The following is a 12,531-nucleotide window of genomic DNA, read 5'->3' as shown; positions in this document are numbered from 1 at the left end:
CGCGCCGGGAGACTCCGGGACCGCTCCGGGACGTCCGGGGCCGCGCCGGGACGCCCTGGAAACGGCTGCGGGAAGTCCTGGAAGGGCCGTGGGAACGGCGAAGGCCCCGGGGAGCTGAGATCGCTCCCGGGGCCTTCGCCGTACGGATGTCCCGCCGGACGCTCAGTCGAGGTAGTCGCGGAGCATCTGGGCGCGGGTCGGATGGCGGAGCTTGGCCAGGGTCTTGGACTCGATCTGGCGGATCCGCTCCCGCGTCACGCCGAACTCCCGGCCGACCTCCTCCAGCGTGCGGGGGTGGCCGTCGGCCAGGCCGAAGCGCAGCTGGATGATGCGCTGCTCACGTTCGGACAACGTCGCGAGGATGTCGTCGAGCTGGTCCTGCAGCATGATGAAGGCGGCCGCCTCCATCGGCACGACGGCGTCGGCGTCCTCGATGAAGTCTCCGAGGTCGGAGTCCTCCTCCCCGATCGGCGACTGCAGTGAGACGGGCTCCTGGGCGATGCGCTGGATCTCGATCACCCGCTCGATCGGGAGGTCCATCTCCAGCGCGATCTCCTCGGGCGCCGGCTCACGGCCGAGATCCTGGTGGAGCTGGCGCTGGACCCGGACGAGCTTGTTGATCGTCTCGACCATGTGCACCGGAATACGAATGGTGCGCGCCTGGTCGGCGATCGCCCGTGTGATCGCCTGGCGAATCCACCACGTGGCGTACGTGGAGAACTTGTAGCCCTTGGTGTAGTCGAATTTCTCGACCGCCCGGATGAGTCCGAGGTTGCCCTCCTGGATAAGGTCCAGGAACAGCATCCCGCGGCCGACATATCTTTTGGCTATCGAGACGACGAGCCGCAGATTCGCCTCGATGAGGCGCTGCTTGGCGCGGTTGCCCTCCCAGACGAGCTCCCGGAACTCCGGGAAGGCCAGGCGCGAGGCGGCACTGGTCAGCTTGTCCTCGGCGAACAACCCGGCCTCGATCGACTTGGCGAGCTCCACCTCCTCCTCGGCGGTGAGAAGCGGCACCCGGCCGATCTCCCGCAGGTAGATGCGGACGAGATCGCTGGTCGGCGCGCGTTTGCCGACGTCCTCCTCATCCGGGCGGCTCGGCTCCTCGTCGCCCTGGGGCTCGAGGACCTCCACTCCCTGTTCGGCGAGCATGCGCACGACGCGTTCGAGCGCGTCGGACGGCAGCTCTGATCTGTCGAGAGCGGCGGCCACGTCCTCGACCGTGACGCTTCCGCGCTCTCTTCCCTTTGCGACGAGGTCGGCCACCTGGTCTACCGCTGGCGGCCCGCTTGGCAGCACCGATGCACCCACGGGAGACAGTCTGCTGTATTAGGCAGTCAAAATGGCAGACCCATTTTTGTAACCGAAGGTAAGGCCGCGATCATTATCGAATCGAGACCTCATTAGGGTTTGACCTAATGACGGCATGGAAATCAAAGACCATTACGCTTCAGCTTCCCGCGGCGCGTTCCCGCAGCACGCGCCGCTGCTGCTCCATCGCGACCAGCTCGCCGAACAGGCGGTTGTACTCCTGCTGCTCCTCGACCGGGTTGGTCCGCTCCATCCGCGACTTCAGCCGCTCGATCTCCCGGGACACCGAGATGAGCTCCAGGGCGGCCAGCATGGCCGAGGCGTAGCGCTCCTCGATCCCCACGCCGGCGCGCAGCTCCTCCACGGCGAAGCGGGTCACCGTACCGCGCAGGTCGTCGGGCGCCCCGGCGAGCAGGCGGTCGACCCACTCGCGGCCGCCCGGCCCGGCGGCGGCCGCGCCCCCGGCGTCGACGATCAGCTTGTGCAGGGCGGCGTGCTCGGGCAGCGTGAACGCCTCCGCGCCGACCGCGTCGAACCCGGGTCCGAGCAGCGCGGGACGCTGTACGGCCAGCTTCAGGATCTCCGCCTCGGTCCGCACGGCCGGATCGGTGAGGTCGGCGACCTTCCTCGGCCCGGCGGGCCGCTGGGCCCGCTGCTGCTGCCGGTCGGCGGAGACGGAGATCTCGGCGATGCGGTCCATGACGAACCGCTCGTTGTTGAAGCCCAGCCACCGGTCGAGGTCGACGGCGTACAGCTGGCGCAGGGCACGGTCCTTGATGCCGGCCACGATCGGCGCGGCGGCGTCCAGGGCGGACAGCCGGCCCTCGTTGGTCGTCACGTCGTAGCGGGAGATCACGCTGCGGATCGCGAACGCGAACAGCGGCTCGCGGGAGGCGATCAGCTCGCGCACCGCGGCCTCGCCGTGCCCGGTGCGCAGGTCGCACGGGTCGAGGCCGTCGGGCTGCACGGCCACGAAGGTCTGGGTGACGAACTTCTGCTCGTCGGCGAAGGCCCGCAGCGCCGCCTTCTGGCCGGCCGCGTCGCCGTCGAAGGTGAAGATCACCTCACCGTGGGAGCCCGCCTGGTCGAGCAGCAGCCGCCGCAGCACCTTGATGTGCTCGGCGCCGAACGCGGTGCCGCAGGTCGCCACCGCCGTCGGCACGCCCGACAGGTGGCAGGCCATCACGTCTGTGTAGCCCTCGACGATCACCGCCTGGGACCGCCGGGAGATCTCCCGCTTGGCGAGGTCGACGCCGTACAGGACCTCGCTCTTCTTGTAGAGGGGGCTCTCGGGGGTGTTGAGGTATTTCGGGCCGTCCTCGGCGTCGTTGAGCTTGCGCGCGCCGAAGCCGATGACGTCGCCGGTGATGTCGCGGATCGGCCAGATGAGCCGCCCGCGGAACCGGTCGATCGGGCCCCGGCGCCCCTCCTTGGCCAGCCCTCCCTTGACCAGCTCGGCGGCGGTGAACCCGCGGGACATCAGGTGCCGGGTGAGCGCCTCCCACTCGGCGGGGGCGTATCCCACGCCGAAGTGCTCGGCGTCGGCCCGCTCGAACCCGCGCTCCGACAGGAACCTGCGCCCGGCCGCCGCCTCGGGGGCGGCCAGCTTGGAGGCGTAGAACTCCGCCGCCGCCCGGTGCGCCTCGATCAGCCGGCTGCGCTCGCCCTGCTCCCGGCCGGGGACGTATCCCCCCTGCTCGTAGCGGAGCTGGATGCCCGCGCGGTTCGCCAGCCGCTCGACGGCCTCGGCGAACGACAGGTGCTCCAGCCGCCGGACGAAGGTGATGGCGTCGCCGCCCTCGCCGCAGCCGAAGCAGTACCAGTAGCCGCGGGCGGGCGTGACGTTGAACGACGGGCTCTTCTCGTCATGGAAGGGGCACAGCCCCTTCAGGTTGCCGCCACCCGCGTTGCGGAGCTGGATGTGCTCGCCCACGATGTCGGCGATCGGGGAGCGCTCACGCACGAGCGCGATGTCGTCGTCACTGATCCGGCCTGCCACGCCGCGAGTCTAGTCGGGCGCCCCGACAGGTCGGCGTCCCCGAGGGCGTCCCCGTGGCGTCTCCACGGCGTCCCCGAGGGCGTCTCCATGGCGTCTCCGCGACGGAGCCGCGGCGGGGCCGTGATGGGACCGCGACGGGACCCCGGTGGGATCACGGCAGGGCCGCGAGGGAGCCGCGAGGGGGCCGACTTTCCCGAATCGGTCATGACGGGCAATGAGGTCGGTTACAAATGTAAGGGCTGTTTCTCGATAGGTTACGCGGGTGGAGATCATGCGATCGGGGCACAAAGCACGACTGGCCGCCGTGACCGGCGCGGTGCTCGTCACCGGGGCCTGCGGCTCGGCCGGCGGGGTGACGAGCGTCAGCGCGCGGCCCGCCGCCCTTTCCCAGGCGGTCGCCGCGACGGCGACGGCCACCCCGGAGAGCCCTGGGACCCCGGCCGCCACGGCGACCGGGAGCCCGGCGCCGGCGGCCACGGGGACGCCCGTCCCCCGGGTGCCGCCGCAGACGGTGCGGCGTCCCAAGGCCGACGAGCCGGTGCAGGTGCCGCCGCCCAGACTCTCGAACTTCACCTACTCCTTCCCCGTCCGGGGATGCCGGGTGACCTACCAGAGCCAGCTCCTCGTGCTGCCCAAGACCACCGTCTGGGCCGCCAAGGGCTGCTCGTTCGTCTCCCCGGTGAACGGCGTGGTCGACGAGGTCAACGTCAAGAACCGGTGGTCGGCCTCCACCGACCGGGGCGCCGACCGCGAGGGCCGCTTCGTGACCGTCATCGGCGACGACGGCGTGCGCTACCTCGGCGGCCACCTGGAGCGGGTCGCCCCGGGGATCGTCCCCGGCCGGCGGGTGACCGCCGGCCAGATCCTCGGCCAGGTCGGCAACTCGGGCAACGCCCGCTCCACGGCCAGCAACCTCTACTTCGCGATCTCGTGGAAGACCGACCCGTCGCTCTGGTGGGTACGGCGCGGCATGGTCAACCCGTGGAACTACCTGGACGCCTGGCTGAACGGCAACCGCACCCTGTCCCCGCGTGACGAGATGACGGCCGTCAGGAACCGGACCGGCGCGACGCCCAGGTGCGCGACCCTGTGCGCCTCGAAGCCGAAGCCGAAGTCCAAGCCCACCGAGCGCCCGCCGCGGCCCGACGACAAGCACATCACGGTGGGCACGCTCAGCGGCGGCTGACCTCCGTACGGCCCGGCCGTCCCGCCCCGTGCGACCGGCCGGCCGTGCGGCCCCGTGCGACCGGCCGTGCGGCGTGACCGGGGGAGCGGGCGGCGTGGCCGGGTGAGGCCGCGGCCCGCGCCGGTCAGCGGGCCCCGTCCTCCAGGCGCCGGTGCCAGGTGACGGCCGCGGTGTCCGACAGCGAGGCGACCTGGTCGACGACCACCCGTAGCCGCCCGGCGTCGTCGGCCGCCTTGACGAAGGCCGCCCGCAGCGCGGGTTCCAGCGTCTCCGGGGCGCCCCGCATGATCAGGTCGGCCAGGCCGCGGATGAGCTCGCGCTGCCTGGCCTGGTTGGCATGGTGGACGTCGCGGGTCATCACATAGTGGGCGGTGAGCCCCTTCAGCACCGCGCACTCCAGCCGGGTGACCCTCGGCACGATGAGGGCGGCCTCGTGGCGGCCCGCGGCCGGGCCGTACGCCTCTCGGGTGGCGACCTGCGCGGACCGGCACAGGTGACCGATGAGCTCGCTGGTCAGGGCCTTGAGCGCGGCGAGGTCGCCGAGGGAGCCGTCGAAGTGACGGGGCCAGATCGGCCGGGCCACCAGGCGGGTGAAGACGTGCTCCAGCTCGCCGGGGTCGGCGTCCGGGGCGTACCAGGAGGCGGTGGTCACGCACACCTCGCGGCGCTCGGCGGGGTCGCGCAGGGCCGCGAGCACGACGTCCCCGGCGTGCAGGGCGTCCTCCAGGTCGTGCACGGAGTAGGCGACGTCGTCGGCCCAGTCCATGATCTGGGCCTCGAAGCTGACCCGCCGCTCGGGGGCGCCCTCCCTGATCCAGGTGAAGACGGGCAGGTCCTCGTCGTAGGCGCAGTACTTGGGGCTCGTCCGGCGCGTCCAGGGATACTTGATCGTGGCGTCCAGGGAGGCCCGGGTGAGGTTGAGCCCGGCACTGCGGCCGTCCTCGGTGAGGACCTTGGCCTCCAGCCGGGTCAGCAGGCGCAGGCTCTGCGCGTTGCCCTCGAACCCCCCGCACGGGGCGGCGATCTCGTCGAGCGCGGCCTCCCCGTTGTGCCCGAACGGGGGGTGACCGAGGTCGTGGGCCAGGCAGGCGGTCTCCATGAGGTCGGGGTCGCGGCCGAGCGCCTGCCCCATCTCCCGGCCGATCTGCGCGCACTCCAGCGAGTGGGTCAGCCGGGTGCGGGGGATGTGCTGCCCGCTGCCGAGGGTCTCGCCCGGCCCGACCACCTGGGTCTTGGCGGCCAGCCGTCGCAGGCCCGCGCTGTGCAGTACCCGCGCCCGATCGCGCTCGAACGGCCCTCGCTCCGGGTTGCCGGGGGGTTCCGGCACCCATCTGGCCTGGTCATGCTCCTCGTAACCGTGCATAAGTGCAGTGATTTTATCCGGCGTCCGCCAATCCATTCCGAACTATGGGAAAACCTCGGATGCCGCGCCGGCGGCGGCCCGGCGGGCGGGGTCCCGCGTCTCGCGGGACCCCGCCTGCCGGACCTCTCAGGCGCTGGACCTCCCGGCCCGGCCGCCCCTTTCCGGCCAGGTCTCCCCTTCCGGTCCCCGGTTCCGTCCGGTCCCCGGTTCCGTCCGGCTCCTCCCGGCCTCCCGGGGGGGTCAGCGGGTGTCGGAGTCCCCGCCGACCAGGGCGGCGCGGCCCGCCTCCAGCCGGGCCACCGGGATGCGGAACGGCGAGCAGGAGACGTAGTCCAGTCCGCTCTCGTGGCAGAAGTGGATGGAGTCGGGGTCGCCGCCGTGCTCGCCGCAGATGCCGAGCTTGATGTCGGGACGGGTCCGGCGGCCCTCCTCGGAGGCGAGCCGTACGAGCCGGCCGACGCCGTCGCGGTCCAGCGACTCGAACGGGGAGACGCCGAAGACGCCCAGCTCCAGGTAGCGGGAGAAGAACGCGGCCTCGACGTCGTCGCGGGAGAAACCCCAGGTCATCTGGGTCAGGTCGTTGGTGCCGAAGGAGAAGAACTCGGCGGCCTCGGCGATCTGCCCGGCGGTCAGCGCCGCCCGCGGCACCTCGATCATCGTGCCGACCAGGGCCTCGACGCCGGTCTCGGCGAGGATCGCCCGCGCCTCGTCCCGGACGTTCTCCAGCTCCTGCACGGCGGCGACGAGCGGGATCATGATCTCCGCGCGGGTCCCCTCGACGGCCTTGGCCGCCTCGGCGATCGCCCGGACCTGCATGGCGAACAGTCCGGGGATGACCAGGCCGAGCCGTACGCCGCGCAGGCCCAGCATCGGGTTCTGCTCGTGCAGCCGCTTGACCGCGGCGAGCACCTTGAGGTCCTTCTCCTCCGCCTGGTCCCCGGCGAGGGCGACCTTCACCGACAGCTCGGTGCAGTCGGGCAGGAACTCGTGCAGCGGCGGGTCGAGCAGGCGGATCGTGACCGGCAGGCCCTTCATCTCCCGGAAGAGCTCCACGAAGTCGCCCTGCTGCAGCGGGCGGAGCGCCTCCAGCGCGCGCTCGCGCTCGGCGTCGGTCTCGGCCAGGATCAGCTCCTCGACGAGCTGCCGCCGGTCGCCGAGGAACATGTGCTCGGTACGGCACAGCCCGATGCCCTGGGCGCCGAACCGGCGGGCGCGGGCGGCGTCCTCGGCGTTGTCGGCGTTGGCCCGCACCTCCAGCCGTCGCTTCTCGTCGGCGTGCCGCATGACGCGGTCCACCGCCCGCACCAGCTCGTCCTCGTGGTCGCCCGAACCCTCGAAGTACTCCACGACCTGGGAGTCCACCACGGGCACCTCGCCGAGGTAGACCGCGCCGGTGGAGCCGTCGATGGAGATGACGTCTCCTTCGGAGACCACGACGCCGCCGGGGGCGGTGAACGAGCGGTCCTGGACGGAGACCTCCAGCTCCTCGGCGCCGCAGACGCAGGTCTTGCCCATGCCGCGGGCCACCACGGCCGCGTGTGAGGTCTTGCCGCCGCGGCTGGTCAGCACCCCCTGGGCGGCGATCATGCCGGCCAGGTCGTCGGGGTTGGTCTCCCGGCGGACCAGGATGACGTCCTCCCCCCTGCCCGCGAGCTCGACGGCCCGCTCGGAGGAGAAGACGGCCTTGCCGACGGCCGCGCCCGGGGAGGCGTTCATCCCCTTGGCGATCCGCTCGGCGTCCGCGTCCCCGGCGAAGCGGGGGAACATGAGCTGGGCGAGCTGGTCGCCGGTGACCCGGGTGACGGCCTCGTCCATGCTGATCAGTCCCTGCTCGACGAGCTGTACGGCGATGCGGAACGCCGCGCCGGCGGTCCGCTTGCCGACCCGGGTCTGCAGCATCCACAGCTTGCCGCGCTCGACGGTGAACTCGATGTCGCACAGGTCGCGGTAGTGGTTCTCCAGCGTCGCCATGATCTGCATGAGCTCGTCGTAGACGGGCTTGTCGATGCGCTCCAGCTCCTGCAGCGACAGGGTGTTGCGGATGCCCGCGACGACGTCCTCGCCCTGGGCGTTCTGCAGGTAGTCGCCGTAGACGCCCTGGTGGCCGGTGCCGGGGTCACGGGTGAAGGCCACGCCGGTGCCGGAGTCCATGCCGCAGTTGCCGAAGACCATGGAGCAGACGTTGACCGCGGTGCCGAGGTCGGCGGGGATGCGTTCCTGGCGGCGGTAGAGGATGGCGCGCGGGGCGTTCCACGACCTGAAGACGGCCTCGACGGCCATGCGCATCTGAAGGTGCGGGTCGGCGGGGAACTCCTCGCCGGTCTGGTCGCGGACGATGCCCTTGTAGGTCTCGACGAGGCGCTGGAAGTCGGCGGCCTCCAGGTCGAGGTCGTCGCGGCCGGCCTTGAGCTCCTCGAGCGCGTCGTCGAAAAGCTCGCCGTCGATGTCCTGGACGGTCTTGCCGAACATCTGGATGAGGCGGCGGTAGGAGTCCCAGGCGAAGCGCTCGTTGCCGCTGGCCTGCTTGGCCAGGCCGTGTACCGACTCGTCGTTCAGCCCGATGTTGAGGACGGTCTCCATCATGCCCGGCATGGAGAACTTGGCCCCGGAGCGCACGCTGACCAGCAGCGGGTCGTCCGCCTGCCCCAGGCGGCGGCCCATCTTCGCCTCCAGCGCCGAGAGGTGCTCGGAGACCTCCTCCTCCAGCCCGTCCGGGAGCCCGCCCTCCGTCAGGAAGTGGCGGCACGCCTCGGTGGTGATGGTGAAGCCGGGGGGCACCGGCAGGCCGAGGTTGGTCATCTCCGCCAGGTTCGCCCCCTTACCGCCGAGCAGATCTTTGAGATCTTTGTTGCCCTCGGTGAAGTCGTAAACGTACTTGGGCACGGCTGCTCCTTCTGCGACTTCAAGCGACGTGTGTCACCGCCTCACTCGGGACTCTACCGATGAAAAAGATGATGAAACGTCACCCATCGGTATGCAGTGCGTTTCGGCATGTCAGCGGGCATACGACGGTCTAATCCAATCCAAAGGAGAGCCAAATAAACCGCCATATCGGCCCGCCGGTGAATTGGTTTATACCAATTGGTATAAACCAATTCACCGGGCATTCACGGGCCGCCGGAGCCGCGCCGCGAGGTTCGGAAAGCGCATTCCATGACAGGCCGGAGAACGCGTACGGCCCCCGCCTCACGGGAGGCGGGGGCCGTACGGGACGGGACGCCGGGCGGGCCGGCGGCGGGTCAGTCGTTGAGGTGCTTGCGGAGGTAGGAGTCGACCTGGTCGAGGGCCACGCGCTCCTGGGCCATCGAGTCGCGCTCGCGGATGGTCACCGCCTGGTCCTCAAGGGTGTCGAAGTCGACGGTGACGCAGAACGGCGTGCCGATCTCGTCCTGGCGGCGGTAACGGCGGCCGATCGCGCCCGCGTCGTCGAAGTCGACGTTCCAGCGGCGGCGCAGCGCGGCCGCCAGGTCGCGGGCCTTGGGCGACAGGTCGGCGTTGCGCGACAGCGGCAGCACGGCCACCTTGACCGGGGCGAGGCGGTGGTCGAGGCGCATGACCGTGCGCTTCTCCATGACGCCCTTGGCGTTGGGCGCCTCGTCCTCGGTGTAGGCGTCGAGCAGGAAGGTGAGCGTGGCGCGGTCGACGCCGGCCGCCGGTTCGATCACGTACGGGACGTAGCGCTCACCGGTCTCCTGCTCGAAGAAGCTGAGGTCGGTGCCGGAGGCCTTGCCGTGCGCGGTCAGGTCGAAGTCGGTGCGGTTGGCGACGCCCTCCAGCTCGCCCCACTCGCTGCCGGTGAAGTTGAAGCGGTACTCGATGTCGACGGTCCGCTTGGAGTAGTGGGACAGCTTCTCCTGCGGGTGCTCGTACAGCCGGAGGTTCTCGGGGTTGATGCCGAGGTCGGTGTACCAGCGGTAGCGCTCGTCGATCCAGTACTGGTGCCATTCCTCGTCGCTGCCGGGCTTGACGAAGAACTCCATCTCCATCTGCTCGAACTCGCGGGTGCGGAAGATGAAGTTGCCCGGGGTGATCTCGTTGCGGAACGACTTGCCGATCTGGCCGATGCCGAACGGGACCTTCCTGCGCGCGGACTGCTGCACGTTGAGGTAGTTGATGAAGATGCCCTGGGCGGTCTCGGGCCGCAGGTAGGCCAGGCCGGACTCGTCCTCGACCGCGCCGAGGTAGGTCTTCAGCAGGCCGCTGAACTGCCGGGGCTCGGTGAAGGAGCCCTTGTTGCCGCAGTTGGGGCAGGTGATCTCGGCGAGCCCGCGCTCCGGGGCGTGGCCGTGCTTCTCCTCGAAGGCCTCCTCGAGGTGGTCGGCGCGGTAGCGCTTGTGGCACGACTGGCACTCGGTGAGCGGATCGGTGAAGGTCTCGACGTGGCCGCTGGCCTGCCACACCTCGGGGGCCAGGATCACGCAGGAGTCGAGGCCGACCACGTCGTCACGGCCCTGCACCACGGCCTTCCACCACTGGCGCTTGACGTTGTTCTTGAGCTCCACACCCAGCGGGCCGTAGTCCCAGGAGGCGCGCAGGCCACCGTAGATCTCGCTGGAGGGATAGACAAGACCACGTCGCTTGGCGAGGCTGACGATGGTGTCCATGATGTCCGTACGGCGTGCCATAAGGGAAAATCTCCATCCGGCTGGAGGTCGGCGAGGAATCGTTGGGCTCCAGCTTAGGGGAGCCGGGCGGGCCGGGTGCCCGCACGGACCGGCACGTCCGTCTTGTCCGTGAAAAGCCCGGGGGAACGTTCCCGGCGGCCCGTCAGGCCCGTGCGACGTCCTCGAAGGCGCTCGGCTCGTTGATCATCAGTGTCATGAGCGGGTACATCGCCATCCGGGCCGCGCCCAGCGCCCGCCGGTAGAACCCGGCACCCTCCCACTCGCTGACCAGCGCCCACAGCTCCGGGTCGTCCACCGACCTGGCGACCCGGCCCCTGATGTGCCCGGGCTGGGCGGCCAGAGTGTCGGCGATGTCGTGTGCCTGGGCCAGGAACTCCCCGGTCCGGGCGGCGGGCACCGAGTAGCGGATGACTGCGAGCATCCGCCCAGCATGCCAGAGCCGCCCGGAAGGGCCGCACCGCGCACCGGCGCGGGAAGAGCGGCGCCGCACGTGCCACCGGAAGGGCCGCGCCGTACACCGGCGCGGGAAGGGCCGCGCCGCGCGTGCCGTCGCGGGGAGGGCGGCGTTAGGCTCGGGCCGTGGCCGACAAACGAAGCCAGCGTCCCGCGCACCCGCTGGCCAGAAGCCGCCCCCCGGAGCGAGGACGCCCCCGGGGCGGCCGCCCGCTCCCGCCGGGCGAGCACTTCCTCACCCCGGGCGCCACGGGCCTGCGGCGCACGGTCGAGCGGCGCAGCGCGGCGCCGCTGGTCTTCCTGTTCGGGCTCCCCCGCTGGATCCTGCCCGCGCTGCTGGTGGTGCTGCTCCTGGCCGGCTTCGCGGTGCCGTCCGTCTGGGGCGGGCTCGCGGTGCTGCCGGCACTGGCGTTCGTCGCCTGGCTGGCCTACATGTCGTGGCCGTCGCTGGGGGTGAAGGGGCGCGTCCTGCGGGTGGCGCTGATCACCTTCCTGGTCCTGCTGATCGCCGACCGTTTCGGGGCCTTCTAACCTGATTTTGACAATCATTTTCATTCTCGTCCATACTGATGGACATGAAGTCGGACTTCTCCCGACGTATGCCCATGCATATCGCCGGCGCCCTCGCCCTCACGACCCTCCTCACCACCACCGCGGCCTGCGGCTCCGGCTCGGCCGACGCCGGGAGATCGGGAGACGCGTTCGGCGTCAGCGCGGCCATGTACCCGCTGCAGTGGCTGACCGAGCGGGTGGGCGGGCCCGACATCGCCGTCACCGGCCTGGCCAAGCCCGGCGTCGAGCCGCACGACCTGGAGCTGTCGCCCATCCAGGTGGCCCGGCTGGAGGAGACCGGACTGGTCGTCTACATCAGGGGCGTGCAGCCGGCGGTGGACGAGGCGGTCGGGCAGCACGCCGCCGACCGGGGGTTCGACGCGGCGACCACGGTACGGACCCTCCCCGCGACCGCCGGCGACGAGCACGGTGACGAGCACCCCGGGGAGACGGCCGAGGAGCACGCCGCCGAACACGGCGACGAGCACGGTGACGAGCACGCCGGGGAGGACGGCTCCCCGATCTCCTACGACCCGCACATCTGGCTCGACCCGTCCCGCTTCGCGACGGTCGCCGCCAAGCTGGGCGAGCGGCTCGCCGCCGCCGACCCCGCCCACGCCCCGGGGTACCGGGACCGCGCCGCCAAGGTGGCGGCCGAGCTGACCGCCCTGGACGGCGAGCTGGCGCGGGGCCTGCGGACCTGCGCCTCGGACGCCATCGTCACCAGCCACTCCGCGTTCGCCTATCTCGCCGACCGCTACCGCCTCCGCCAGATCGGGGTCAGCGGCGTCAACCCGGACGCCGAGCCCGCCCCCGCCCGCCTCGCCCAGGTGGCCGAGGTGGCCCGGCGCGAGAAAGTGACTACCATTTTCACCGAGAGCCTCGTCAGCCCCAAGGTCGCCGAGGTCCTCGCCACCGAGGTCGGCGCGAAGACTGCCGTCCTCGACCCCATCGAGAGCCGGCCGGAGAGCGGCGACTACACCTCCGCCATGCGCCGCAACCTCACCGCACTCCAGGCGGCGCTCCGCTGCTCGTGAAGGAC

9 protein-coding genes are annotated in these 12,531 nt (G+C 71.1%); 3 read left to right on the top strand and 6 right to left on the bottom strand.

The window, feature by feature from the left end; translation table 11 throughout:
• Positions 1–162 precede the first annotated feature (162 nt).
• Both rpoD and dnaG read right to left on the bottom strand, forming a co-directional pair.
• A complete protein-coding gene (gene rpoD / locus ACZ6W9_RS13180) occupies positions 163–1,266 on the bottom strand; it encodes an RNA polymerase sigma factor RpoD (RefSeq protein WP_389955572.1) in 1,104 nt (367 codons plus the stop codon).
• Between the two features lie 184 nt (positions 1,267–1,450).
• The gene (gene dnaG / locus ACZ6W9_RS13175; RefSeq protein ID WP_389955573.1) at positions 1,451–3,310 is read right to left on the bottom strand and encodes a DNA primase; all 1,860 of its coding nucleotides are present in this window, start codon (positions 3,308–3,310) and stop codon (positions 1,451–1,453) included.
• A 271-nt stretch (positions 3,311–3,581) separates the two neighbouring features.
• Here dnaG and ACZ6W9_RS13170 point away from each other — a divergent pair, with 271 nt between their 5' ends.
• A complete protein-coding gene (locus ACZ6W9_RS13170) occupies positions 3,582–4,496 on the top strand; it encodes a M23 family metallopeptidase (RefSeq protein ID WP_470117923.1) in 915 nt (304 codons plus the stop codon).
• 124 nt (positions 4,497–4,620) lie between these two features.
• Here ACZ6W9_RS13170 and ACZ6W9_RS13165 read toward each other — a convergent pair whose 3' ends face one another.
• The 4 genes from ACZ6W9_RS13165 to ACZ6W9_RS13150 all read right to left on the bottom strand — a co-directional run bounded on the left by ACZ6W9_RS13165 (position 4,621) and on the right by ACZ6W9_RS13150 (position 10,905).
• Positions 4,621–5,859 (bottom strand): deoxyguanosinetriphosphate triphosphohydrolase, encoded by a 1,239-nt coding sequence (locus tag ACZ6W9_RS13165; protein WP_389955576.1) that lies wholly within the window; start codon positions 5,857–5,859, stop codon positions 4,621–4,623.
• 240 nt (positions 5,860–6,099) lie between these two features.
• Complete coding sequence (ppdK, locus tag ACZ6W9_RS13160; protein WP_389955579.1) at positions 6,100–8,742, bottom strand: pyruvate, phosphate dikinase; 2,643 nt, start codon at positions 8,740–8,742, stop codon at positions 6,100–6,102.
• A 356-nt stretch (positions 8,743–9,098) separates the two neighbouring features.
• A complete protein-coding gene (locus tag ACZ6W9_RS13155; protein WP_362928480.1) occupies positions 9,099–10,484 on the bottom strand; it encodes a glycine--tRNA ligase in 1,386 nt (461 codons plus the stop codon).
• Positions 10,485–10,626: 142 nt separating this feature from the next.
• Entirely contained in the window at positions 10,627–10,905 is a 279-nt protein-coding gene (locus ACZ6W9_RS13150; RefSeq protein ID WP_389955583.1) for an antibiotic biosynthesis monooxygenase family protein, read from the bottom strand.
• 158 nt (positions 10,906–11,063) lie between these two features.
• On the opposite strand from ACZ6W9_RS13150, the gene ACZ6W9_RS13145 reads away from it, so the two are divergent.
• Together ACZ6W9_RS13145 and ACZ6W9_RS13140 are read left to right on the top strand one after the other, a co-directional pair.
• On the top strand, positions 11,064–11,468 hold the full coding sequence (locus ACZ6W9_RS13145; RefSeq protein ID WP_389955585.1) for a DUF6703 family protein: 405 nt from the start codon (positions 11,064–11,066) through the stop codon (positions 11,466–11,468).
• A 68-nt stretch (positions 11,469–11,536) separates the two neighbouring features.
• Positions 11,537–12,526, top strand: a complete 990-nt coding sequence (locus ACZ6W9_RS13140) for a metal ABC transporter substrate-binding protein (RefSeq protein ID WP_389955588.1) — start codon at positions 11,537–11,539, stop codon at positions 12,524–12,526.
• The last annotated feature ends 5 nt before the right edge of the window (positions 12,527–12,531 follow it).

This window comes from Streptosporangium sp. NPDC053982 (assembly GCF_055585205.1).
This window is presented reverse-complemented; position numbering and strand designations above follow the sequence as displayed.

Coding starts and splice junctions, on each gene's coding strand:
- ACZ6W9_RS13170 (WP_470117923.1), top strand. CDS start 3,582: ATGCGATCGGGGCACAAAGCACGACTGGCCGCCGTGACCGGCGCGGTG.
- ACZ6W9_RS13165 (WP_389955576.1), bottom strand. CDS start 5,859: ATGCACGGTTACGAGGAGCATGACCAGGCCAGATGGGTGCCGGAACCC.
- ACZ6W9_RS13155 (WP_362928480.1), bottom strand. CDS start 10,484: ATGGCACGCCGTACGGACATCATGGACACCATCGTCAGCCTCGCCAAG.
- ACZ6W9_RS13150 (WP_389955583.1), bottom strand. CDS start 10,905: ATGCTCGCAGTCATCCGCTACTCGGTGCCCGCCGCCCGGACCGGGGAG.
- ACZ6W9_RS13140 (WP_389955588.1), top strand. CDS start 11,537: ATGCCCATGCATATCGCCGGCGCCCTCGCCCTCACGACCCTCCTCACC.